Raw genomic sequence first — 23,248 nt, 5'->3', positions numbered from 1 at the left:
CAAACGATGACGTTTCGAACGGGGGATCAGAGGTGACAGCCCAAGCCATTATCCAAAGTCTCGCGAGCGGCCTGCTCATGGGCCTGCTCTATGGACTGATCGCGGTCGGCCTCGCGCTGATCTTCGGCCTGATGGACGTCGTGAACTTCGCTCATGGCGAGTTCCTGATGATCGCGATGTATGTGAGCTTCTTCCTGTTCGCGTTCTTCGCCATCGATCCCCTTTTGTCGGCGCCGCTGGTCGCCGCGGCGCTGTTCGTGTTCGGAGCGGTGGTCTATCTATTGATTGTCCGCTTCGCCATGCGGGCCAAAGCCAATGCCGGCATGGTGCAGATCTTCTCCACCTTCGGCCTTGCCATCGTGATGCGCGGCCTGGCGCAGTTCTTCTTCACGCCGGATTATCGCAGCATTCCGCAGTCTTGGCTCGGCGGCAAGACCATCTCGGTCGCCGGCATCTTCCTGCCGGAGCCGCAGCTGATCGGCGCGCTGGTCTCGATTCTCGCTTTCGCCGGACTCTATTTCTTCATCAATCGGACCGATTTCGGCCGCGCGCTGGAAGCGACGCGTGAGGATCCCGGCGCGGTGGCTCTCGTCGGCATCGACAAGAACCGCGTGTTTGCGCTGGGCTGGGGCCTTGGCGCCGCGCTGGTCGGTCTTGCCGGCGCCATCATGGCGGTGTTCTTCTACATCTACCCCGATGTCGGCGCGTCCTTCGCGCTGATCGCCTATGTTACGGTGGCGCTGGGCGGCTTCGGCAGCGTGTTTGGGGCCTTTGCCGGCGGGATCATTGTCGGCCTCGTGGAGGCCGTCACCGCCTTGGTGCTGCCGCCCTCGCTGAAGTCGGTCGGCATCTACGCCGTCTACCTGCTCGTCGTCTTCATCCGGCCGCGTGGCCTGTTCGGGTCGATGTGATGGACAATAAATTTGCCGCGCGGCGCCGCCGCGACCTCATCATTGCCGCAGTATTGGCCGGGCTCGCAGCGCTGGCGCCGTTGCTCGTCAAGGACGTCTACGTTCAGAACATCCTCATCCTGACCTTGATGTATGCGGCGCTGTCGCAGAGTTGGAACATCCTCTCCGGCTATTGCGGACAGATCTCGCTGGGACACGCGCTCTATTTCGGCATCGGCGCCTACACCACCGAACTCTTGTTCACCAAGTTCGGCGTGCTGCCCTGGTTCGGCATGCTCGGCGGCGGCGTGATTGCCGCCCTGATCGCGATGGGGCTCGGCTATCCCTTCTTTCGCCTGCGCGGCCATTACTTCGTGATCGCGACCATCGTCATTGCCGAGATCGGCCTGTTGCTGTTCCAGAACTGGGAGTGGGCGGGAGCGGCGATGGGGATCACCATTCCGATCCGCGGCGACAGCTGGCTGAAATTCCAGTTTCTGCGCACCAAACTGCCATACTTTTATTTCGCGCTGGCATTGTGCTGCCTCGCCTGGTTCGTCACCTGGTGGCTGGAGGACTCCAAATGGGGCTTTTGGTGGCGCGCGGTGAAGGACAACCCGGAGGCGGCCGAAAGCCTCGGCGTCGTCGTGTTCAACTCCAAGATGGGCGCGGCAGCCGTCTCCGCCTTCCTCGTCGCCATCGGCGGCGCATTCTATGCGCAGTTCCTTGCCTATATCGATCCTGAGAGCGTGATGGGCTTCCAGTTCTCGCTGCTGATGGCACTGCCGGCCGTGCTCGGTGGCATCGGTACCCTCTGGGGGCCGGTGTTGGGGGCCGCCATCCTGATCCCGATGACGGAGCTGACGCGCTCCTATATCGGCGGTTCCGGGCGCGGCGTCGACCTCATCGTCTACGGCACCCTGATCGTGCTGATCTCGCTGGCGTTGCCGCAGGGTCTGGTGAGCCTGCTCTCACGTACCAAGGCGAAGGGGGCCACACGATGACCGCGCTCCTCGAAACCCGTGGCGTCTGGCAGCGTTTTGGCGGGCTCGTCGCCAACAGCGATGTCTCGATCTCGGTCGGCCGCGGCGAGATCGTCGGCCTGATCGGCCCGAACGGCGCCGGCAAGTCGACGCTGTTCAATCTCATCGCGGGGGTGCTGCCGCCGACGCAAGGCTCGATCTGGTTCGACGGCGAGGATGTTACCCGCATGCCGGCGGCCGAGCGCTGCCAGCGCGGCATCGGGCGCACCTTCCAGGTGGTCAAGAGCTTTGAGACCATGACGGTCATCGACAACGTCATCGTCGGCGCCTTGGTTCGCAACACCGTGATGCGTGAGGCGCGCCGCAAGGCGCATGAGGTGCTCGAATTCACCGGCCTTGCCGCGCGCGCCGATGTGCTCGCAAGCGACCTCGTGCCGGCCGAGAAGCGCCGCCTCGAAGTCGCGCGTGCGCTGGCAACCGAGCCAAAGCTGCTGCTGCTCGACGAAGTCCTCACCGGCCTCACGCCGACCGAGGCGCAGACTGGCGTCGCCTTGGTGCGCAAGGTGCGCGATGCCGGCATCACCGTGCTGATGGTCGAGCACGTCATGGAGATCGTGATGCCTTTGGTCGATCGCGCCATCGTGCTCGACCTCGGCAAGGTGCTGGTCGAAGGCAAGCCTGCTGAGGTCGTCCGCGATCCCAAGGTGATCAGCGCATATCTGGGAGATCGTCATGCTGTCGGTGCGTGAAGTCACGACCGCCTACCAGGGCCTGGTCGCGATCTCCGCGGTCTCGATCGAGGTTCAGAAGGGCGAGATCGTCTGCGTTGCCGGTGCCAATGGCGCGGGCAAGTCGACGCTGCTCAAGTCCATTGCCGGCGCCGAGCGGCCGCGTTCGGGCACGGTGACATTCGACGGCAAGCGTCTCGATGGCATGGCGCAGCATCACATCACGGCCACCGGCATTGCCTATGTGCCCGAGAACCGCCGCTTGTTCCCCCGTCTGTCGGTGCGCGACAATCTGCGCCTCGGCAGCTATCTCTATCGCGGCGAGGCGAACCGTGAGGAGCCGCTCGATCTCGTCTTCCAGCTTTTCCCGCGTCTGGCCGAACGCCTGGAGCAGCGCGCCGAGACGCTCTCCGGTGGCGAACAGCAGATGCTCGCGATCGGCCGCGCTCTGATGACGCGTCCGCGGCTGTTGATGCTGGACGAGCCTTCGCAGGGTATCATGCCGAAGCTGGTCGACGAGATCTTTCAGGCCGTGAAGCGCATCCGCGATGCCGGCATGACCGTGCTGATCGTCGAGCAGCGCATGGCCGAGTGCCTCGAGATCGCCGATCGCGCCTACATCCTGCAAACCGGCCGCGTGCTGATGCAGGGTGCGGCCGCGGAGATCAAAGGCAATCCGGCCGTCCGCAAGGCGTATCTGGGGCTGTAACTGTGGCGTGTGCGGCATTCACGCTCCGCACACTCGGTGTCATCGCCCGCGAAGGCGGGCGATCCAGTATTCCAGAGGCGTCAGTGAAATACGGACAAGCCGCGGCGTACTAGATTCCCCGCCTTCGCGGGGAATGACAGCGCTGGGTGAGGCGGCGTTAGGGCGCCGATGACCGCACGACACTAATGCCCATCCCTATGCTCCGGCAGCGTCACTCCAAACACCTTCACCAGATCCGTCACCTGATCCGGCGAGAGGTATCGTGGGTTCATCCCGCGCAGCAACAGATACAGCTTCGCCGTCTCCTCCAGCTCCTCGGTCGCAAACACGGCCGCTTCCAGCGTGTCGCCGGCGACGACCGGGCCGTGATTGGCGAGCAGCACCGATGAATATTTCCCCGCCAGCCCTTTGATCGCATCCGCGACCGCACGATCGCCAGGGCGATAATACGGCACGAGCGCGGTGGCGCCGCATTTCATTAGATAATAGGCCGTCATCGGCGGCAGCGCGGCGCGCGGGTCGATGTCGGGCAGCATCGAGAGCGCAACCGAATGGGTCGAGTGCAGGTGCACGATCGCGCGCGCGCTCCCGCGCGTGTCGTAGAGCGCAGTGTGCAGCGGAACTTCCTTGGTCGGCGCATCGCCCGAAACCAGCCGGCCCTGATCGTCGAGCCGCGACAGCCGCGCCGGATCGAGGAAGCCAAGCGAGGCGTTGGTCGGCGTCACCAGCCAACCGCCGCCGTCCAGCCTGACGCTGATATTGCCGGAGGAGCCCGGCGTCAGCCCGCGCTCGAACAGCGACCGCCCGAAGCGGCAGATATCCTCGCGCAGCCGTGTCTCGTTGCTCATGGCCGTCATGCCTGCTTGTCTCACGCTTTGGCAGCGCGGCCAAGCCGTGTTATCGGTTCGCCGAGCCGCCGCAAAGGGCGGCGGTCCGGGAAACGTTCGCAAGGGTCAGTTGCATGTCCGCCTCCACGTCACAAAATCAGCGCATCGTCGTGATCGGGCTCGGCTCGATGGGCTTTGGCATGGCGACCTCGCTGAAACGCGCCGGCCATGCCGTCACCGGGTGCGACGTCTCCGACGATGCCGTCGCGCGTTTCGTGGAGGACGGCGGCGCGGGCGCCAAGACGCCGGCTGACGCTGCCAAGGACGCCGACATCGTCGTCAGCGTCGTGGTCAACGCTGCCCAGACCGAAGCCATCCTGTTCGGCAAGGATGGCGCCGCCGAGACCATGCCGAAGGGCAGCGTCTTCATATCCTCGGCCACCATGGACCCGGATGTCGCGCGGCGTCTTGCCAAGCAGTTTGAGGCGACCGGCCGGCATTATCTGGATGCGCCGATCTCCGGTGGGGCGCAGCGCGCCGCGCAAGGCGAGCTGACCATCCTCGCGTCCGGTAGCTCCACCGCTTTTGCCAAGGCGCGTCCAGCTCTCGATGCCATGGCCGCAAAGGTCTATGAGCTCGGTGACGCCGCAGGGCAGGGCGCCGCGTTCAAGATGATCAACCAGCTCCTCGCTGGCGTGCACATTGCCGCCGCCAGCGAAGCGATGGCGTTCGCGGCCAAGCAGGGCCTCGACATTCGCAAAGTCTATGAGGTGATCACAGCCTCCGCCGGCAATTCCTGGATGTTCGAGAACCGGATGCCGCACGTGCTCGATGGCGACTACACGCCGCGCAGCGCGGTCGAGATCTTCGTCAAAGACCTCGGCATCATCCAGGACATGGCGCGCAGCGCCAGATTCCCGGTGCCGGTCTCCGCCGCCGCGCTCCAGATGTTTCTGATGACGTCAGCCGCGGGCATGGGCCGTGACGACGACGCTTCGGTGGCGCGGATGTATGCGCAGGTCACCGGCGTCAAGCTGCCCGGCGACAAGTAGAGCTGAGAGGATTCCGATGCCCCGTTTTGCCGCCAATCTCTCGATGATGTTCACCGAGGTGCCGTTCCTCGACCGCTTCGATGCCGCCGCGCAAGCGGGCTTCACCGCAGTCGAGTTTCTCTTTCCCTATGAGCATCCGGCCGAGGCGGTCGGCGAGCGGCTCAAGCGCAACGGTCTGACCCAGGCGCTGTTCAACCTGCCGCCGGGCGACTGGAATGCCGGCGACAAGGGTTTTGCCGCGTTACCGGCGCGGTTCTCCGATCTGAAGGCGAGCCTGGGGAGGGCATTGCCGTACGCCCAGGCGACTGGCGTCAAGCGCCTGCACCTGATGGCCGGCATCGCCAATCGGGGCGAGCGCGTCGCGATCGAGGCCTTCTACAAATCGGTGACGTGGGCCGCGGAGTTCTTCGCGCCGCACGGCATCGATATCGTGATCGAACCGATCAATGCACGCAACGTGCCCGGCTACTTCCTCAACGATTTCGGCTTCGCCCGCGACCTGATCCAGGAGTTGAGGCTGCCGAACCTAAAACTCCAGTTCGACATCTATCACTGCCAGATCATCCACGGCGACGTCACCATGCGGCTGCGCGAGATGATGCCGATCATCGGCCACATCCAGATCGCCAGCATCCCCTCGCGCAACGAGCCTGACGGCGAGGAGCTGAACTATCCGTTCCTGTTCACTGAGCTCGACCGGCTCGGCTATGCCGGCTTCGTCGGCTGCGAATACAATCCGCGCGGCAAGACAACGGATGGGCTCGCCTGGTTCGAGCCTTACGCGGGAGTGAAGCCGTGATACTTGCGTTGGGCTGCATCGCCGACGACTACACCGGCGCCTCCGACCTCGCCAATACGCTGACGCGAGCGGGCCTGCGTACCGTGCAGACGATCGGTGTGCCCGCGAACGATCTCGCGCTGCCCGAGGTCGACGCCGTCGTGGTGTCACTGAAGAGCCGTTCGATCGACGCCAGCGTTGCCGTGTCGCGCTCACGCGCGGCGGAGACATGGTTGCGCGGCCGCGGCGCGGGCCACGTGCTGTTCAAGATCTGTTCGACCTTCGATTCCACCGATGCCGGCAATATCGGGCCGGTGATGGACGCCTTGCGCGCCGAATGCGGCGAAAGCGCCGTGCTGGTGACGCCGGCCTTTCCGGAAACAGGACGCACCGTCTACCAGGGCAACCTCTTCGTCGGCGCCGTGCCGCTGAACGAGAGCCCGCTGAAGGACCATCCGCTCAACCCGATGCACGATTCCAACCTGGTGCGCGTCTTGGCGCGCCAGAGCAAGACGCAAATCGGCCTCGTCGATCTCGCCACAGTCTCGCGCGGTGCAGACGCCGTGCGGGCGCGCCTGGCCGAACTCGCGGACAAGGGCATCGGTGCCGCGATCATCGACGCCGTGTTCGACCGCGACCTCGAGACGATCGGCCTCGTCGCCGCCGAACATCGGCTCTCGGTCGGCGCCTCCGGCATCGGCCTTGGCCTCGCTCGTGCGCTGGTGTCGACAGGCAAGGTCAAGTCGACGGCGGCAGGCGGGACGGGCGCCGCGGTTGGCGGGCCGGCGGCCTGCCTTGCCGGAAGCTGCTCCCAGGCAACGCTTCAGCAGATCGCCAATGCCGAGCGTGTCATGCCGGTGTTACATCTTGATCCCGAGCAGATCGTCGCGGGGGGCGGCGAAGCGCAGCGGGCGCTGGCCTGGGCGAGACCGCGGCTGGCGGATGGCCCTGTCCTGATCGCCTCGAGCGCGACACCGGAAGCCGTTGCCGCCGTTCAGGCGCGTCACGGCCGCGATGCGGCCGGGCATGCCATCGAGCAGGCCATGGCCGACATTGCCGAAGGCCTGGTGCAGGCGGGCGTTCGGCGCTTGATCGTCGCGGGTGGCGAGACGTCAGGCTCCGTGGTCGACCGGTTGAGGATTCCCGGATTTCTCGTAGGAGTGGAAATCGCGGCGGGTGTCCCGGTGTTGCGCGCGGTCGGTGCAGAGACAGGCGAGATGCTGCTTGCGCTAAAGTCCGGAAATTTCGGTGGCCCGGAGTTTTTCACGGACGCGCTTAAGCTCATGCGCTGAGCGCAGAGCATTGTTAGCTGCCTGTTCATTTCTTTCGGCTTTCCGTACTCGTACGGAGTCGTAGTTAACATCTGCGCAGGTGCTCTGGTGTCGGATGTCGGTGCTGCTCCTTTTGTTTGATTCGTAGTTCCCGGACGCGCACCGGCCAGCACAAAGAGACCCAGTTCATGTTCGCCACTATTTCCATCCGCGCCAAGATCATCAGTGTCGTGGCATTCCTGCTGGTCGCAATGACCGGCATGGGTCTGCTCGCCGTCATGAAGATGCGGTCGATGAATGCCAACACCGTCGACATCACCACGAACTGGATGCCCAGCGTGCGCGTGCTGGGCGAACTGCGCGCCGGCGTGATCACCTATCGCAACGTGATCCGCGAGCACATGCTGTCCGAAACGTTGGAAGAGAAGCTGGCGGCGGAAAAAACGCTTGGGACCGTGATCGAGGCGAATACCAAGCTTCGGCAGTCGTATGAAGCCATGATCACGTCGCTTGAGGAACGGGCGCTCTACAGCGAGTGGTCCAAGCTGTGGGAAGACTACAAGAAGGGCACACAGGAGGTGATGGCCCTGTCGCGCAAGGAGGCCGGCAAGATTCCGCACGAAGCGCACGAGTTGAACAGCAAGACGGTCAACAAGATCGGGCTGCAGGCGGACGAGATTTTGAGGCGGGACATCGAGCTCAACACCAAGGGCGCGGATCAGGCCGCGCGAGACGCTGACGACAGCTATGAATCATGCCTTCATGCTGGTCTCACTCATTCTCGGTGCGGCGGTCGTCATTGGTATCGGCGTCAGTTTTTATCTTGTTCGTGACGTCTCCCGGGGCATCAGCTCCATCACCGATCCCATGCAGGCGCTGGGCAAGGGTGACCTCAGTGCCGAAGTCCCGCATCGCGGCGAGAAGACCGAGATCGGCGCCATGGCCGATGTGCTCTAGGTCTTCAAGGAGGCGCTGATCGCCAAGAGGGCGGCGGACGAAGCTGCCGCGGCCGACGCCGAAGCCAAGATCGAGCGCGGCCGCCGCGTCGACAGCATCACCCGCGAATTCGAAACGATGATCGGCGAGATCGTCCAGACCGTCTCGTCGGCCTCGACCCAGCTCGAAGCCTCCGCCTCGACGCTGACCTCGACGGCCGACCGCTCGCAGCGGCTGGCGACCACAGTTGCCGGAGCTTCGGAGGAAGCCTCGACCAACGTGCAGTCGGTGGCCTCGGCGACCGAGGAGATGGCCTCGTCAGTCGGTGAGATCAGCCGTCAGGTGCAGGAATCGGCGCGGATGGCGGGCGACGCCGTCGGCCAGGCGCGCGCGACCACCGAGCGCGTCAGCGAACTGTCCAAAGCGGCGTCCCGCATCGGCGACGTCGTCGAGCTCATCAACACCATCGCCGGCCAGACCAATCTCTTGGCGCTGAACGCCACTATCGAGGCCGCGCGCGCCGGTGAAGCCGGCCGCGGCTTTGCGGTGGTCGCCTCCGAGGTGAAGGCGCTGGCCGAGCAGACAGCGAAGGCGACCGGCGAGATCGGCCAGCAGATATCCGGCATCCAGGCGGCGACGAACGATTCAGTCGGCGCCATCAAGGAGATCTCCTCGACCATCGAGCGCCTGTCGGAGATCTCGTCGGCGATCGCGGCGGCCGTGGAAGAGCAGGGCGCGGCAACCCAGGAGATCGCGCGCAACGTGCAGCAGGCGGCGCAGGGCACCCAGCAGGTCTCCGCCAACATCACCGACGTGCAGCGCGGCGCGACCGAGACCGGCACGGCCTCCTCGCAGGTGCTCTCGGCGGCGCAGATGCTGTCGAACGATTCGAACCGGCTGAAGAATGAAGTCGGCAAGTTCCTGTCCGACGTGCGCGCCGCCTGAGGCACGCGGCCGCATGGCTGCGATGTAGATTTCGCAGTGCGGTAGCAGGGAAGTGAATGCGCGAAGGCCGCCGGAGGTTAGCGTTTCCGGCGGCGCTCGGGTAAAGGGAGATGGGGGTCGCCCCGGGGGCGGATTTCCACATTCTTGCTTGACCTGGAATTGCCTGGCGCATGATTGCTCTGGTCCGTATTGCCCTGAGCCGGCCCTATACTTTCGTCGTGCTCGCGCTGCTGCTGCTGATCATTGGGCCGCTGGCGGCGCTGCGGACACCGACTGATATCTTCCCGGACATTCGCATTCCCGTGATCGGCGTGGTCTGGCAGTACACCGGCCTGCCGCCCGACCAGATGTCCGGCCGCATTACGACGCCGTTCCAGCGCGCGCTGACGACGACGGTCAACGATATCGAGCACATCACTGCCAATTCCTATAACGGTTTCGGCATCATCAAGATCTTCTTCCAGCCCAACGTCGATATCCGTACCGCGAACGCGCAAGTCACCGCCATCTCGCAGACGCTGCTCAAGCAGATGCCGCCTGGCGCGACGCCGCCCTTGATCCTGAACTACTCCGCCTCCACCGTTCCGATCATCCAGGTGGCGCTGTCGGGTGAAGGCCTCACCGAGCAGAACCTCGCCGATATCGGCATCAATCAGCTTCGCACGCCGCTGGTCACTGTTCCGGGGGCGGCGATCCCGTACCCGTTCGGCGGCAAGCAGCGCCAGGTTCAGATCGACCTCGATCCGACCGCGCTCCAGGCCCGCGGCCTCTCGGGCCAGGACGTTGCCAACGCGCTCGCCGCCCAGAACCTCATCACGCCGGTCGGCACCCAGAAGATCGGCCAGTTCGAATACAACATCCAGCTCAACAACTCGCCGCTCCGGATCGACGAGCTCGGCAATCTGCCGATCAGGACCGTCAACGGCGCGATGGTCTACGTCCGCGACGTCGCGAGCGTGCGCGATGGCAATCCGCCGCAGACCAACATCGTCCATGTCGACGGCAACCGCTCGGTGCTGATGATGGTGCTGAAGGCGGGCGCGACCTCGACACTCGATATCATCGCCGGCATCAAGCAGAAGGTCATCGAGGTCAAGGACCAGCTGCCCGACGCACTGAAGATCGGCTTCATCGGTGATCAATCGGTGTTCGTCCGCGGCGCGATCCAGGGCGTTGCCTTCGAAGGCGTGATCGCGGCGCTGCTCACCAGCGTCATGATCCTGTTGTTCCTCGGCAGCTGGCGCTCGACCATCATCATCGCGGTCTCCATCCCGCTGTCGGTGCTGGGCGCCATCATCATGCTGTCGGCGATCGGTGAGACGCTGAACATCATGACACTCGGCGGCCTTGCGCTCGCCGTCGGCATTCTCGTCGACGACGCCACGGTCACGATCGAGAACATCAATTACCATCTGGAGCAGGGCAAGCCGGTCGAACAGTCGATCCTCGACGGTGCCAACCAGATCGTGACGCCGGCCTTTGTGTCGCTGCTCTGCATCTGCATCGTATTCGTGCCGATGTTCTTCCTCACCGGCGTCGCGCGCTTCCTGTTCGTGCCGATGGCCGAAGCCGTGATGTTCGCGATGATCTGGTCGTTCATCCTGTCGCGCACGCTGGTGCCGACCATGGCGAACTACCTGCTGCAGGCGCATGTCCATCACGAGGGCGGGCTGCCGAAGTCGCGCAATCCCTTCGTCTGGTTCCAGCGCGGCTTCGAGGCGCGGTTCGAGCGCATTCGCGGCTTCTATCGTGGTTTGCTCGGCCTCGCGCTGGCGCATCGTGCGGTGTTCGTGATCGGCTTCCTCTGCGTGGTCGGCGCGTCCTTTGCCCTGGTGCCGTTCCTCGGGCGCAACTTCTTCCCCGCGGTCGATGCCGGCAACATCCTGATGCATGTCCGCACCCAGGTCGGCACCCGCGTCGAGGAGACCGCCAACCAGCTCGCCGACGTGCAGAAGGCAGTCCGCAAGCTGATCCCGGGCGAGATCGAGACCATGACCGACAACATCGGCATGCCGATCTCCGGCATCAACATGACCTACAACAACACCGGCGTGATCGGCCCGCAGGACGGCGACATCCAGATCAAGCTGAAAGAAGGCCACAAGCCGACCGAAGAGCATGTACGCGTGCTGCGTGAGCAGCTGCCGCGATTGTTCCCCGGCGTCAGCTTCGCGTTCCTGCCCGCCGACATCGTCAGCCAGATCCTGAACTTTGGCGCGCCGGCGCCGATCGACCTCCAGATCCGCGGCGCCGATGTCAGCGCCAATTTCGCTTACGTCAATAACCTGCTGGCCAAGGTCCGCAAGATTCCCGGCGTTGCCGATGCGCGCATCCAGCAATCGCCGAACAATCCGACATTCAACATCGATGTTGATCGCACCCGCGCGCAATATGTCGGTCTGACCGAACGGGACGTCACCAACAGCCTCGTCGTCAATCTCGCCGGCTCCTCGCAGGTCGCGCCGACCTACTACCTCAACCCCGACAACGGCGTGTCGTACTCGATCGTGATGCAGACGCCGCAATACCAGATCGACTCGCTCAGCGCGCTCCAGACGCTGCCGATCACCGCGACCGGCAATGCGCAATCGCCGATCCTCGGCGGCATCGCCGATATCAAGCGCTCGACCTCGAGCGCGGTGGTCTCGCAATACGACATTCAGTCGATGGTGCAGATCTTCGCGACCACGTCCGGCCGCGATCTCGGGGCGGTCGCGGCCGACATCCGTCAGCTGATCGCGGACACCGCAAAGGAGGTGCCGAAGGGCTCGTCCGTGGTGCTGCTCGGTCAGGTGCAGACCATGAACAGCGCCTTTACTGGTCTGCTGTTCGGCCTGCTTGGCGCCGTCGTGCTGATTTATTTCCTGATCGTCGTGAACTTCCAGTCCTGGTCCGATCCCTTCGTCATCATCACGGCGCTGCCGGCCGCGCTCGCGGGCATCGTCTGGATGCTGTTCATGACGGAGACCACGCTGTCGGTGCCGGCGCTCACCGGTGCCATCATGTGCATGGGCGTTGCCACCGCCAATAGCGTGCTCGTGATCTCCTTCGCGCGTGAACGCTACGAGGAGCTCGGCGATCCCGTCGCCGCTGCGCTGGAAGCCGGTTTCGTCCGTTTCCGCCCCGTCCTGATGACCGCGCTCGCCATGATCATCGGCATGGCGCCGATGGCCTTGGGCCTCGGCGAGGGCGGTGAGCAGAATGCGCCGCTCGGCCGCGCCGTGATCGGCGGCCTGATCTTTGCAACCTTCGCCACGCTGATGTTTGTTCCCGTGGTGTTCAGCATGGTACACAAGAAACAAGGCGCCAAAGCCGCCGCCCCATTGGAGACTGCGCATGTCGCCCACTGAAACTCGCTCCCCGGTCTCGCACCGGAAATTGGGCATCTTCGGCGTGGTGGCGCTGATTGCGGCAGGCCTCGTGGTGGGCACGGGCATCCGTGCCCGCGAGGAGCAGGGCTCCAAGCTGAAGGAATGGACCCATGATCAGGCCATTCCGAGCGTTGCGGTGACCCAGCCCAACGCCAAGGCCCTCAACGCCACCATCGATCTGCCGGGCCGGCTGGAGGCCTACTACCGCGCGCCGATCTTCGCGCGCGTGTCGGGTTACCTGAAGAGCTGGAGCGCCGATATCGGCGCCCGCGTCAAGGCAGGGCAGGTGATTGCCGAGATCGAGGCGCCAGACCTCGATCAGCAGCTCTTGCAGGCCCGCGCCGACCTCGCCAGCCAGCAGGCCAGCGCCAGGCTGTCCGAAGCGACGCTGAACCGCCGCAAGACGCTGGTCGCCTCGAACTTCGTCTCGGCACAGGAGATCGACGAGCGCACTGCCGATCTCTCCAACAAGAACGCTGCCGTGCATTCGGGCCAGGCCAACGTCGAGCGGCTGGAAGCGCTGGCCGGCTACAAGAAGATCACCGCGCCGTTCGACGGCGTCGTCACCGCCCGCGACACCGACATCGGCGCGCTGATCAATGCCGGCGGCGGGGCGGGCCCGGCGATGTTCGTGGTCTCCGACATCACCAAGCTGCGTGTTTACGTCAACGTGCCCCAGAACTATGTCCCGGCGATCAAGATCGGCGCCAAGGCCACCATCACGCTGCCGGAATATCCGAACCGGTCGTTCCAGGCGACCGTGGAAGCCTCCTCCCAGGCCGTCGACGTCGCCTCGGGCACCACGCGGATGCAGCTCGGGCTCGACAATTCCAGCGGCGAGCTGATGCCCGGCGGTTATGCCAGCGTGAAGCTCAGCTTGCAGCGCGACTCCGCGCCGCTCAGCATCCCCGCCAGTGCGCTGATCTTCAATAGCAACGGCCTGCGCGTTGCGACAGTCAGCCCGGACGACAAGGTACGGTTCAAGACCGTGACCATCGCGCGCGACCTCGGCCGCGAGATCGAACTTGCTTCGGGCATTACAGCGGACGACCGCGTCATCACGGCACCGCCGGACGGCCTGTCGGATGGGGATGCAGTGCGCGTGGTTGGCGCCAAGGCCAAGCCGGCGACCGCGTCGGAGAAGCAGGCACCGAAAAGCTAGGGCGCCTCATGCCCCGGACACAGCGCAGCATGAAGTCAAGCGCTGCTGAGCTGGGGCTCGTCTCCCCTCAAGCACCGTGCTTCTTGCTGGGTCCCGGCTCTGCGGAGCGCGCTTTGCATGCCGCACCGCGTCCCGGAACACGAGAGCTACGTCGCCCGCCACTCCGGCACGCCGTCGGCCGCCATCGTGACCTCGCCGACCGATCCCACCGGCGTGCGATCCATGTTGAGCAGATGCGCCAGCGTCGCCGTGTCGCTCGCTGGAATCCGCGCCAACGTGCGGCGATCGTCTGCCGTCCGCAGCATCACCACGCCATGCTCGACCTCGCCGCCGCGGCCGTAGAGCACGGTAAAGCTCTCGACCTTGCCCTTGCCAGTTGCCTCCGCGACGAATTCCGGCACGGCCCGCTTGTTGCGGTCGGCTTCCGCCTGCACGCTCGTCTCCTGCATCAACGCCGCGCGCGGCGGCGTCTTCGACACCACCAGCGCATGGTGCTTGGTGACGAAGCCGCCCTGGCCGTAGAGCAGACCGAGCTTGGCGCCGTCGCGCACGCGCCGCACCATCGCGCAGGCCGCGTGCGTCATGTAGGTATTGAGCGGGGCGCCGAAGAAGGTGAGGCCGCCGGTCACGGTCGGCTGCACGTCGGCATCCAGGCCAAGCGTGCGTCGCGCCATCTTCGGAACGCACGGGAAGCAGCTGTAGAGCTCGATGGCGTCGAACTTCTTGCCGTCGCCGGCGAGATCCATCACGGCCTTCAAGACCGCGTTCTGCGGATGGCTCTCGTAGAACTGGTCGCGCAGGAGATAATCGCGCGGCTCCTCCGCCGAGGCGCCGCCGAGCGGATAGACCAGCTTGCCCTCCGCAATGCCCGCCGCCCGCGCCTTGGCAAGGCTCGTCAGCAGCAGCGCGCCGCCCATGTTGACGCTGGGATTGGCGACCATCAGCTTATTGTAAGGCCATGCGATCAGGCGGTTGTCCGCGGTCGGCGTCGTGATTTCGTCAGGCGCATAGCGCCGCTTCAGCCAGGCAGTGGGATTTTGCGCCGCGGCTTCGGAGTAGCGCGACCACAGCGTGCCGGATTCAGCCATCGCCTCGCGTGGCGTCTGGCCCCAATGCGCCGACGAAGCCGCCTCATAGAACGGATAGACGGTGACCGGGCGGAACACGCCGAGCTTCACTGCCAGCGGTTTCTGGAACGCTGCCCCGCGCTTGGGCTCCTCGACATCGTGTGCGAATGGCGTCCATGGCAGCTTTGTCCCGGCGCGCTCAGCCTTGGTCGCCGTCGATTGCGCCTCGGCGCCGCAGATGGCCGCCACGGTGCATTCGCCCCGCGCGATGCGCTTTGCAGCCTCGTGAATATAGCGGATCGGGCTCTCGCCGCCGACCGGGCCGTAGTAACAATGCGAAGGCGAGATGCCGAGCCGCTGTGCCAGCAGCGCTTCTGGATCGCGATAGCGCCAGCTCAGAAAGTTCACGACGTCAAGCGACTGCACCTCGCCCAGCAGCTTTGCACCGGCGTCTGCTTCCGCGCGCCGCAGCGCCTGTTCGAGCAGATCGAGCGGCTCGAGGCCATCAGTGATCTCCTTGGGACGGTCGACAATCTCGCCGACGCCGACGATGACGGGGATGCGGTCTGGGGAAACAGTCGTCATTGTTCTTGCTTCTTCACTCTCTGAGATCTCCGACCTCATCCTGAGGAGCCTGCGAAGCAGGCGTCTCGAAGGATAGGCCACGGGCGCTCATGGTTCGAGACGGCGCTTGCGCGCCTCCTCACCATGAGGGTCCATCACTCCGCCACCAGCGCATTCATGTGCTCGACGGCCTCCGCAAACTCTTCCTTGAACTCCTGCACCACGGCGCCGGCCGACTTCACGCTGTCGATCAGCCCGACGCCCTGGCCGACGAAATAGCTGACGAGATCACGCGCCTTGGCATTGCCGCTCGCCGCCGCGCGGTCGATGGAGTTGAAGGCGTCGCGACTGATGATGCTCTGGAGCGGCATCGGCAGCGCGCCCGGGCTCTCCGGCGCGCGGTCCCAGGCATCGGTCCAGACCGAGCGGAGCTGTCGCGCCGGCTTGCCGGTACGGCCCTTCGAGCGCACCGCGTCGCGTGAGGAGGCCGCGATCATCTTCTCGCGAAAAATCTCCGTGGTCTCCGCCTCGACGGTCGCAAGCCAGACTGATCCGGTCCAGGCGCCGGACGCGCCCATCGCCATGCAGGCCGCCATCTGCCGGCCCGTCATGATGCCGCCGGCGGCCAGCACCGGCACCTCGCGGATCGGTTTGATCGCCTTGATCACCTCCGGCACCAGCACCATGGTCGAGACCTCGCCGCAATGGCCGCCGGCTTCCGTGCCCTGCACCACGAGAATGTCGACGCCGGCTGCGACCTGGCGCAGCGCGTGCTCCTTGGCGCCGACAAGCGCAGCAACGGGCACGCCGTGGGTCTTGCCCATCTCGATCATGGCCTTCGGCGGCACGCCGAGTGCATTGGCGATGAGCCGGATCGGATGGCGGAACGAAACTTCGAGCAGCTCCAGCGCCGTTTTGGCGTCGAACGGCTGCGGCTGGTCGGCGGCGACCTCGGTGGTCGTCAGCTCGATGTCGTACTTCTTCAGGAGATCGCGCGCGTAGTTGCGGTGCTCTTGCGGCACGCGCGTTTCCAGGCTCTTCCAGGTGACGTTCTTCTCTCCCGCGGTGGAGATGTTTTCGGGGATCAGCACGTCGATGCCGTAGGGCTTGCCGTCGACTTGGTCGTCGATCCATCTCAGCTCGCGTTCGAGCGTATCAGGCGTATGCGCGGTGGCACCTAACACGCCAAAGCCCCCGGCGCGGCTGACGGCCGCAACGACGTCGCGGCAATGGCTGAAGGCGAGCAGCGGGAACTCGATCCCCAGCATGTCGCAGATCGGCGATTTCATGGCTCTCTCCCGGCGGTCTTCGCGTTCTCGTTGCTGTCGCGGCGAAGCAAAGCGACGCTAGCGGATCGTCGCTGGTGATGCCATGCCGGATTCGACGGCGCATCTTGCGTGGACACGCCGCTCGATGCTCCACCCCCAGGCTAACTCCTGGTGCTTGGAAGGCTTCGTGATGGAGTCCGAAGCGCCGGAGCTGGCGGCAGACAGGCGAGCGCATGACGCGAGCCTGAGGCCCGCGCCGGGCGCAGATCGGGCAGCCCTTGTCATCCGCCATTTGCGGGCTAATTAATGCAGGCGCATCTTTCCGCCGGAGCCTCTCGCATGACCGATACCCCTGCCTACATGCCGCCCAAAGTCTGGACCTGGAACAAGGAAAATGGCGGGCAGTTCGCCAACATCAACCGCCCGATCGCCGGCCCCACCCACGACAAGGAGCTGCCGGTCGGCCGCCATCCGCTCCAGCTCTATTCGTTGGCGACGCCGAACGGGGTGAAGGTGACGGTGATGCTGGAAGAGCTGCTGGCGCTCGGCCATAAGGGCGCCGAATACGACGCCTGGTTGATCAGGATCGGCAACGGTGACCAGTTCGGCAGCGGCTTTGTCGAGATCAATCCGAACTCCAAGATCCCGGCGCTGATGGACCGCTCCGGGCCCGAGCCGATTCGGGTGTTCGAGTCCGGCTCGATCCTGTTCTACCTCGCCGAGAAGTTCGGAGCCTTCCTGCCGAAGGACGTCAAGACGCGCACTGAGGCGATGTCCTGGCTGTTCTGGCAGATGGGCAGCGCGCCCTATCTCGGCGGTGGCTTCGGCCATTTCTACGCCTACGCGCCGACCAAGATCGAATACGCCATCGATCGCTTCGCGATGGAGACCAAGCGCCAGCTCGACGTGCTCGACCGGCGGCTCGCCGACAACGAATATCTCGCGGGCAGCGAGTACACCATCGCCGATATGGCGGTGTGGCCCTGGTACGGCGCCCTCGCCAAGGGCTTGGTCTATGGCGCCGGCGAATTCCTCTCCGTGCAGGACTACAAGAACGTGCAGCGCTGGACCGACCAGATCGCCAAGCGCCCGGCCGTGAAGCGCGGCCGCATCGTCAACCGCGTCTCCGGCGATCCCGCCAGCCAGCTCCACGAGCGGCACGACGCGAGCGATTTCGAGACCAAGACTCAGGACAAGCTTGAGGCGGCGAAGACTGCGTAACGTCGTTCGCCGATACGGTAGTTCGCCGATATTGTAGGGTGGGCAAAGCGAAGCGTGCCCACCGCCTCGTGTAACAACGCGTGATGGTGGGCACGGCGCGAAGAGCGCGCCTTTGCCCACCCTACAGCACCGCGCGGCTCACGCCATGCTCAGCTCGTGGCGTCCCACCACCATCCAGTGCACCTCGTCCGGACCGTCGGCAAAGCGGAGGTGACGCACGTCCTGGTACATCTCGGCCAGCGGGGTCCAGTGCGAGATGCCGGTGGCGCCGTGCATCTGGATAGCCTGGTCGATGATCTTGCAGGCGCGCTCCGGCACCATGGCCTTGACCATCGAGACCCAGACGCGGGCCTCTTTGTTGCCGAGCACGTCCATCGCCTTCGCGGCCTTCAGCACCATCAGCCGCATCGCCTCGATCTCGCAGCGGGCCTGCGCGATGATCTGCATGTTGCCGCCGAGATGGGCGATCTTCTTGCCGAAGGCTTCGCGGGTGAGGCCGCGCTGCACCATGAGGTCGAGCGCCTTCTCGGCCTTGCCGATGGTGCGCATGCAGTGATGGATGCGGCCGGGGCCAAGGCGGAGCTGCGAGATCTCGAAGCCGCGGCCCTCGCCGAGCAGGATGTTCTCCTTGGGTACCCGGACATTATTGAAGCGCATATGCATGTGGCCGCGCGGAGCGTGGTCCTGGCCGAACACGTACATCGGCCCGAGCACCTCGACGCCGGGCGTATCGCGCGGCACGAGGATCTGCGACTGCTGCTTGCTCGGTGCCGCATCCGGATTGGTCTTCACCATCACGATGAGGATCTTGCAGCGGAGGTCCCCTAAGCCTGAGATGTAGTACTTCTCGCCGTTGATGACCCATTCGTCGCCGACGAGTTTGGCCGTGGTCGAGATGTTCTTGGCGTCAGAGGAGGCGACGTTCGGCTCGGTCATGACGTAAGCCGAGCGGATCTCGCCGTTGAGCAGCGGCTTCAGCCATTTCTCCTTCTGCTCCTTGGTGCCGACGCGCTCCAGAACTTCCATGTTGCCGGTGTCCGGCGCCGAGCAATTCATGGTCTCGGATGCCAGCGGGCTCTTGCCGAGCTCGGAGGCGATATAGGCGTAGTCGAGATTCTTCAGGCCCTGGCCGGTCTCGTCATCGGGCAGGAAGAAGTTCCAGAGGCCTTCCTGCTTGGCCTTGTTCTTGGCCTTCTCGAGCACCTCGAGCTGCTTCGGCGTAAAGCTCCAGCGATCCTCCTTGTTCTCGCCGGCCTTGGCAAACTCGATCGACATCGGCTCGACGGTGTCGCGGATGAACTTCTTGACGTGGTCGTAGAGCGGGCGGACCTGGTCCGACATGCGCAAGTCGTTGAGCTCGTCGCCGGGATTGAGGGTGTAGTTGGTGGTGCGGGGAATGTAGGTGTGCTTTGTCATTGTTCCTCCCGGAGCGCTAGGATTCCGCTGAGCGCAAGAATAGTCGCAGCGCCGCCAAAGTGCGAGCGCGCATTTTTCACGCAGAGCCATGCCACGCGATGGAATATCGCCAAGGCGTTTGAAATGTTGTTTGAATGGTGATGAGGTTTCGCTGCGCTCGCGCGACAACTCCGCTGTCATCGCCCGATTCAATCGGGCGATCCAGTATTCCAGAGACGGCGGTGATTGAACCGAAAGGCCGCGGCGCACCGGATGCCCCGGTCCCGGCTCCGCTAATAGGCTACGCCGGGCCTACAAGCGCTCTCGGCCGGCGAAGCTTGAGCGAAGACGGCAAGCCGGGGCATGACACGTTTGGCTGTGGCCCAGACCTAGTTCGGCATCCGATGCATCGCGCAGATCTTGTTGCCGTCGGGGTCGCGCAAATAAGCGAGATAGAGCTTGCCGCCTGGGCCCTGGCGGACACCGGGCGGATCCTCAATCGAGGTCGCACCGGCCGCGACTCCGGCCGCGTGCCAAGCCTCGACCTGCTCCGGCGAATTGCACGCAAAGCCGATCGTGCCGCCATTCGCGCAGGTCGCCGGTTCGCCGTTGATCGGCTTCGACACCGAGAACACACCGGTCTTGGTGATGTAGAAGATGCGATGGCCGTCGACCCTGGCCGGCCGCACCTCGAGCGTGCCGAGCAGCTTGTCGTAGAACGCCTTGGCCTTGTCGAGATCGTTGGTGCCGATCATCACGTGCGAGAACATTTGCCCATTCCCTCCGAGTTTGTAGCCCGGATGGAGCGCAGCGAAATCCGGGTTGTTTGCTTTTGGTTGTCCCGGATTGCGCTGCACTCCATCCGGGTTACGAAATCAAAACGCCGTATAGCCGCCGTCGATCACGAATGTATCGGCGGTGTGATACGACGACGCCTTGCTCATCAGATACACTGCAATGCCGCCGAAATCGGATGCCTCGCCGAAGCGCCGCACCGGAATGCGCGGCATCACGTTGGCGACGAACTTGTCGTTGGCCATGAGCCCAGCGGTCATGTCGCTCTTGATCCAGCCCGGCAGGATCGCGTTCGCGGTGACCCCGTAACGCGCGAGCTCGACGCCGAGCGCACGCACCAGCGCGTTGATGGCGGCCTTGGTCGCCGCATAATGCTCGTTGCGCGCGGTGCCGAAGATCGAGGCGAGGCTCGAGGTCGCAACCAGCCGGCCGAAGGGGTCGCCGGCATTGGCACGCTCGGTCATGTGCTTTGCCGCAGCCTGGAACGCGTGGAATACGCCGTCGAGATTGGTCGAAAACATCGTGCGCCATTCCTGTTCGGTGCGCTCGATGAACGAGCGCCGCCCGCCGCCACCGATGCCTGCGTTGGCAAAGCAGCCGTCAACCCGGCCGAACGCGTCGAGCGTCGCCTTCATCGCAGCATCGACCGAGGCCGGATCGGTGACGTCGCAGACGCGGGTGTCAACTTTGCCGGCAAGGCCGGCCAGGCTCGCGGCAGCAGCCTTGTTCTTGTCAGCATTGCGGCCCCAGATCGAGACGTTGCAGCCCTGGCCGGCGAGCGCCTGCGCAATGCCGAGCCCGATGCCGCCATTGCCGCCGGTGATCACGGCGACGCGGCCGGAAAGGTCGAAAAGGTTCATGGCGCGTTTCCTGTTTTGGCCTGCGGCGGATCAGCCGCTGCGCGCAAGATTGCTTGCTATGCTCTGATCACCATGGACAAGACCGCGCCAAAAATCAAATATGCGCCCGGCAAAACAAATTCCGGTCTGCGAAACTGACGCAGGCGGCAAGCTGACGAGGAAACCATGCAGTTCAAACACGTCACGCTCGATCTCGATGGTTCGGTCGCGATCCTCAAGCTCGACCATCAGGAGGTGATGAACGCAGTCTCCTTGGACATGCTGGGCGGCCTTGCCGAAGCTCTGGATGCGATCGAGGAGAAGAAGGATGAGGTGCGCTGCGTCGTTTTGACCGGCGCGGGGCGGGCGTTCTGCACCGGGGCAAATCTCCAGGGCCGCAACAACCAGCCGAAGAAGACCAAGGCCGGCCTGACGCTGGAGACCGGCTTTCATCCGTTCCTGCGCCGCATCCGCAACCTGCATTGCCCGATCGTGACCGCGGTCAACGGTCCCGCCGCCGGCGCCGGCATGAGCTTCGCGCTGCTCGGTGACATGATCCTGTGCGCGCGCTCGTCCTATTTCCTGCAAGCCTTCCGCCGCATCGGTCTTGTGCCGGATTGCGGCTCCACCTGGCTCTTGCCGCGCCTGATCGGTCGGGCGCGCTCGATCGAATTGTCGCTGATGGGCGAGCGGCTGCTGGCCGAGAAGGCATTGGAATGGGGCCTCGTCAACCGCGTCTATGATGACGGCGTGCTGATGGAGGAGGCGATGAAGCTCGCACGCGAGTTCGCCAGCGGCCCAACGGTGGCGCTGTCGCTGATCCGCAAACTCTACTGGGACAGCCCGGAAAATTCTTTCGAGGATCAGCTTAACCTCGAATTCCAGTGCCAGCTTCGAGCGGGCGACACCGATGACTTCCGCGAAGGCGTCGGCGCGTTCCTGGAGAAGCGCCCCGCGCAGTTCAAAGGCAAATGATCGAGGCGGAGCTTTCCCGCAGCGTCGCGCGCTGGTGTCCCGGTGCGACCGGCGTCGCCGGCGCGGCCAAGCTCTCCGGCGGCGCCAGTCAGGAAACGTGGCGCTTCGATATCGTGCATCCCGATGGGCTGATAGGCGCAATCCTGCGCCGCTCGCCGAAGGGCTATGGCGCCGCGCCAACGCGCGCGGCAGGCCTCGCCGCTGAAGCGCAGCTGATGCAGCTCGCCTATGAGGCTGGCGTGCCGTCGCCGCGCGTGATGCATGTGCTCACGCCGGAGGACGATCTCGGCACCGGCTTCATCATGCAGCGGATCGAGGGCGAGACTATCGCCCGCAAGATCCTTCGCGATGAGGAGTTCGCAGCCGCACGGCCGCTGCTGGCGCGGCAGATCGGCGACGTGCTCGCCGGTTTGCACAAGCTGCCGCTGCACAAGCTGCCGGAGCTGCGCCGCATGACCGCGGCGAAGGAGGTCGATGAGTTCGAGCGCGACTATCGCAGCCTGAACTGGCCCAAGCCCGTGTTCGAGCTGGCGCTGCGCTGGCTGCGCGACCACGATCCCGGTCCCTCGGCGGAGGAGACGTTGGTACATGGCGATTTCCGCAACGGCAATCTTATCATCGGCGCCGACGGTATCCGTGCCGTGCTGGACTGGGAGCTCGCCCATCTCGGCGATCCCATGGAGGATCTCGGTTGGGTCTGCGTCAACTCGTGGCGTTTCGGCGAGATCGACAAGCCGGTCGGCGGCTTCGGCTCGCGCGAGGAGCTGTTTGCGGGCTATGAGGCCGCGGGCCGCAAGGTCGATCCGCCGCGCGTGAAATTCTGGGAAGTAATGGGCACGCTGCGCTGGGGCATCATGTGCGGCGGCATGATGCAGCGGTTTCGCGAGGGGCCTGACCATTCCATGGAGCGCGCCATGATCGGACGCCGCGCCTCCGAGACCGAGATCGATCTGTTGCGGCTGCTGGCGCCGCGCGGGAGCTGATGCATGCAGGACGAACCCACGCCGATCGAGCTGACAAAGTCAGTCGCCGATTTCTTGCGCAACGAGATCACGCCGCTGATCTCCGGCCACCAGGCTTTCAAGCTGCGCGTCGCCATCAACATCCTCGATCTCGTGACGCGGCAGCTGACGCGGGAGGAGGGCAGCGATGCGGCGGAGGTGGAGCGGCTGCGCGCGCTGCTGGGCATGGACGGTTCATTGATCGAGCTCAACCGCACGCTCGCGATGCGCATTGCCAAAGGCGAGATCGATCTCGCAACGCCGGGCCTTGCCGAGCACCTCTGGCAGACCACGATGGACAAGCTCGCAGTCGATCAGCCGAATTACGCGTCATACAAGCGAGAGCTGTCGCGAGGCGGGTAGCTCTCTCCCCGTCATTGCTGTGCATGTTCACTAATTCGCTGATTGGATCGCTCCAGCGGAGGACGATCCGATGCGCGACAACAGCTATGACCGGACGATTGAGCGCAA

At 64.7% G+C, this 23,248-nt stretch carries 19 protein-coding genes and 1 pseudogene; 14 read left to right on the top strand and 6 right to left on the bottom strand.

Going from position 1 to position 23,248, the window contains the following annotated elements; genetic code table 11:
• Positions 1–32 precede the first annotated feature (32 nt).
• From IVA96_RS29435 to IVA96_RS29420, 4 genes are read left to right on the top strand one after another with little or no spacing between them, the layout of a single operon-like run.
• Complete coding sequence (locus tag IVA96_RS29435; protein ID WP_346015458.1) at positions 33–911, top strand: branched-chain amino acid ABC transporter permease; 879 nt, start codon at positions 33–35, stop codon at positions 909–911.
• Positions 911–1,894 (top strand): branched-chain amino acid ABC transporter permease, encoded by a 984-nt coding sequence (locus IVA96_RS29430; protein ID WP_247279794.1) that lies wholly within the window; start codon positions 911–913, stop codon positions 1,892–1,894. Before IVA96_RS29435 ends, IVA96_RS29430 begins: the two co-directional genes overlap by 1 nt.
• Complete coding sequence (locus tag IVA96_RS29425) at positions 1,891–2,622, top strand: ABC transporter ATP-binding protein (RefSeq protein WP_247279793.1); 732 nt, start codon at positions 1,891–1,893, stop codon at positions 2,620–2,622. Before IVA96_RS29430 ends, IVA96_RS29425 begins: the two co-directional genes overlap by 4 nt.
• On the top strand, positions 2,606–3,310 hold the full coding sequence (locus IVA96_RS29420) for an ABC transporter ATP-binding protein (protein ID WP_247420781.1): 705 nt from the start codon (positions 2,606–2,608) through the stop codon (positions 3,308–3,310). Before IVA96_RS29425 ends, IVA96_RS29420 begins: the two co-directional genes overlap by 17 nt.
• 182 nt (positions 3,311–3,492) lie before the next feature.
• On the opposite strand, the gene IVA96_RS29415 is transcribed toward IVA96_RS29420, so the two are convergent.
• Positions 3,493–4,167 carry an aldolase gene (locus IVA96_RS29415; RefSeq protein WP_247279791.1) on the bottom strand — a complete coding sequence of 225 codons (675 nt, stop codon included), beginning with the start codon at positions 4,165–4,167 and terminating at the stop codon, positions 3,493–3,495.
• A 104-nt stretch (positions 4,168–4,271) separates the two neighbouring features.
• Here IVA96_RS29415 and ltnD point away from each other — a divergent pair, with 104 nt between their 5' ends.
• From ltnD to IVA96_RS29385, 6 genes and pseudogenes are all read left to right on the top strand, one after another.
• A complete protein-coding gene (gene ltnD, locus IVA96_RS29410; protein ID WP_247279790.1) occupies positions 4,272–5,189 on the top strand; it encodes an L-threonate dehydrogenase in 918 nt (305 codons plus the stop codon).
• 16 nt (positions 5,190–5,205) lie between these two features.
• Positions 5,206–5,988 (top strand): 2-oxo-tetronate isomerase, encoded by a 783-nt coding sequence (gene otnI / locus IVA96_RS29405; protein ID WP_247279789.1) that lies wholly within the window; start codon positions 5,206–5,208, stop codon positions 5,986–5,988.
• Positions 5,985–7,259, top strand: a complete 1,275-nt coding sequence (gene otnK, locus IVA96_RS29400; protein WP_247279788.1) for a 3-oxo-tetronate kinase — start codon at positions 5,985–5,987, stop codon at positions 7,257–7,259. Before otnI ends, otnK begins: the two co-directional genes overlap by 4 nt.
• 167 nt (positions 7,260–7,426) lie before the next feature.
• A pseudogene (locus IVA96_RS29395) lies at positions 7,427–9,119 on the top strand (methyl-accepting chemotaxis protein).
• Between the two features lie 170 nt (positions 9,120–9,289).
• A complete protein-coding gene (locus IVA96_RS29390) occupies positions 9,290–12,469 on the top strand; it encodes an efflux RND transporter permease subunit (RefSeq protein WP_247420776.1) in 3,180 nt (1,059 codons plus the stop codon).
• Entirely contained in the window at positions 12,456–13,652 is a 1,197-nt protein-coding gene (locus IVA96_RS29385) for an efflux RND transporter periplasmic adaptor subunit (RefSeq protein ID WP_247420773.1), read from the top strand. Before IVA96_RS29390 ends, IVA96_RS29385 begins: the two co-directional genes overlap by 14 nt.
• Before the next feature lie 146 nt (positions 13,653–13,798).
• Here IVA96_RS29385 and IVA96_RS29380 read toward each other — a convergent pair whose 3' ends face one another.
• Positions 13,799–15,304 (bottom strand): acetyl-CoA acetyltransferase, encoded by a 1,506-nt coding sequence (locus IVA96_RS29380; RefSeq protein WP_247420770.1) that lies wholly within the window; start codon positions 15,302–15,304, stop codon positions 13,799–13,801.
• A 134-nt stretch (positions 15,305–15,438) separates the two neighbouring features.
• Positions 15,439–16,572 (bottom strand): nitronate monooxygenase, encoded by a 1,134-nt coding sequence (locus IVA96_RS29375; RefSeq protein WP_247420768.1) that lies wholly within the window; start codon positions 16,570–16,572, stop codon positions 15,439–15,441.
• A gap of 318 nt (positions 16,573–16,890) precedes the next feature.
• Between IVA96_RS29375 and yghU the strand changes: the two genes are divergently transcribed.
• Complete coding sequence (gene yghU / locus IVA96_RS29370) at positions 16,891–17,772, top strand: glutathione-dependent disulfide-bond oxidoreductase (RefSeq protein WP_247420766.1); 882 nt, start codon at positions 16,891–16,893, stop codon at positions 17,770–17,772.
• A gap of 138 nt (positions 17,773–17,910) precedes the next feature.
• Here the strand turns inward: yghU and IVA96_RS29365 are convergent, their stop codons facing one another.
• The 3 genes from IVA96_RS29365 to IVA96_RS29355 all read right to left on the bottom strand — a co-directional run bounded on the left by IVA96_RS29365 (position 17,911) and on the right by IVA96_RS29355 (position 20,822).
• Entirely contained in the window at positions 17,911–19,188 is a 1,278-nt protein-coding gene (locus IVA96_RS29365) for an acyl-CoA dehydrogenase family protein (RefSeq protein WP_247420763.1), read from the bottom strand.
• Positions 19,189–19,556: 368 nt separating this feature from the next.
• Positions 19,557–19,937 carry a VOC family protein gene (locus tag IVA96_RS29360; protein WP_247420761.1) on the bottom strand — a complete coding sequence of 127 codons (381 nt, stop codon included), beginning with the start codon at positions 19,935–19,937 and terminating at the stop codon, positions 19,557–19,559.
• Between the two features lie 105 nt (positions 19,938–20,042).
• Positions 20,043–20,822 carry an SDR family oxidoreductase gene (locus IVA96_RS29355; RefSeq protein WP_247279779.1) on the bottom strand — a complete coding sequence of 260 codons (780 nt, stop codon included), beginning with the start codon at positions 20,820–20,822 and terminating at the stop codon, positions 20,043–20,045.
• Between the two features lie 165 nt (positions 20,823–20,987).
• Here IVA96_RS29355 and IVA96_RS29350 point away from each other — a divergent pair, with 165 nt between their 5' ends.
• The 3 genes from IVA96_RS29350 to IVA96_RS29340 are packed head-to-tail and all read left to right on the top strand — an operon-like array spanning position 20,988 to position 23,140.
• The gene (locus IVA96_RS29350) at positions 20,988–21,776 is read left to right on the top strand and encodes an enoyl-CoA hydratase/isomerase (protein WP_247420758.1); all 789 of its coding nucleotides are present in this window, start codon (positions 20,988–20,990) and stop codon (positions 21,774–21,776) included.
• Positions 21,773–22,759 (top strand): phosphotransferase family protein, encoded by a 987-nt coding sequence (locus IVA96_RS29345; protein ID WP_247279777.1) that lies wholly within the window; start codon positions 21,773–21,775, stop codon positions 22,757–22,759. Before IVA96_RS29350 ends, IVA96_RS29345 begins: the two co-directional genes overlap by 4 nt.
• 3 nt (positions 22,760–22,762) lie before the next feature.
• Positions 22,763–23,140 carry a DUF6285 domain-containing protein gene (locus tag IVA96_RS29340; RefSeq protein ID WP_247279776.1) on the top strand — a complete coding sequence of 126 codons (378 nt, stop codon included), beginning with the start codon at positions 22,763–22,765 and terminating at the stop codon, positions 23,138–23,140.
• Positions 23,141–23,248 lie beyond the last annotated feature (108 nt).

The sequence above is a fragment of the Bradyrhizobium sp. 159 genome (assembly GCF_023073795.1).
In the GTDB taxonomy this organism is placed as follows: domain Bacteria; phylum Pseudomonadota; class Alphaproteobacteria; order Rhizobiales; family Xanthobacteraceae; genus Bradyrhizobium.
The sequence above is the reverse complement of the archived record's forward strand: the minus strand, read 5'-3'. Positions and strand labels throughout refer to the sequence as shown.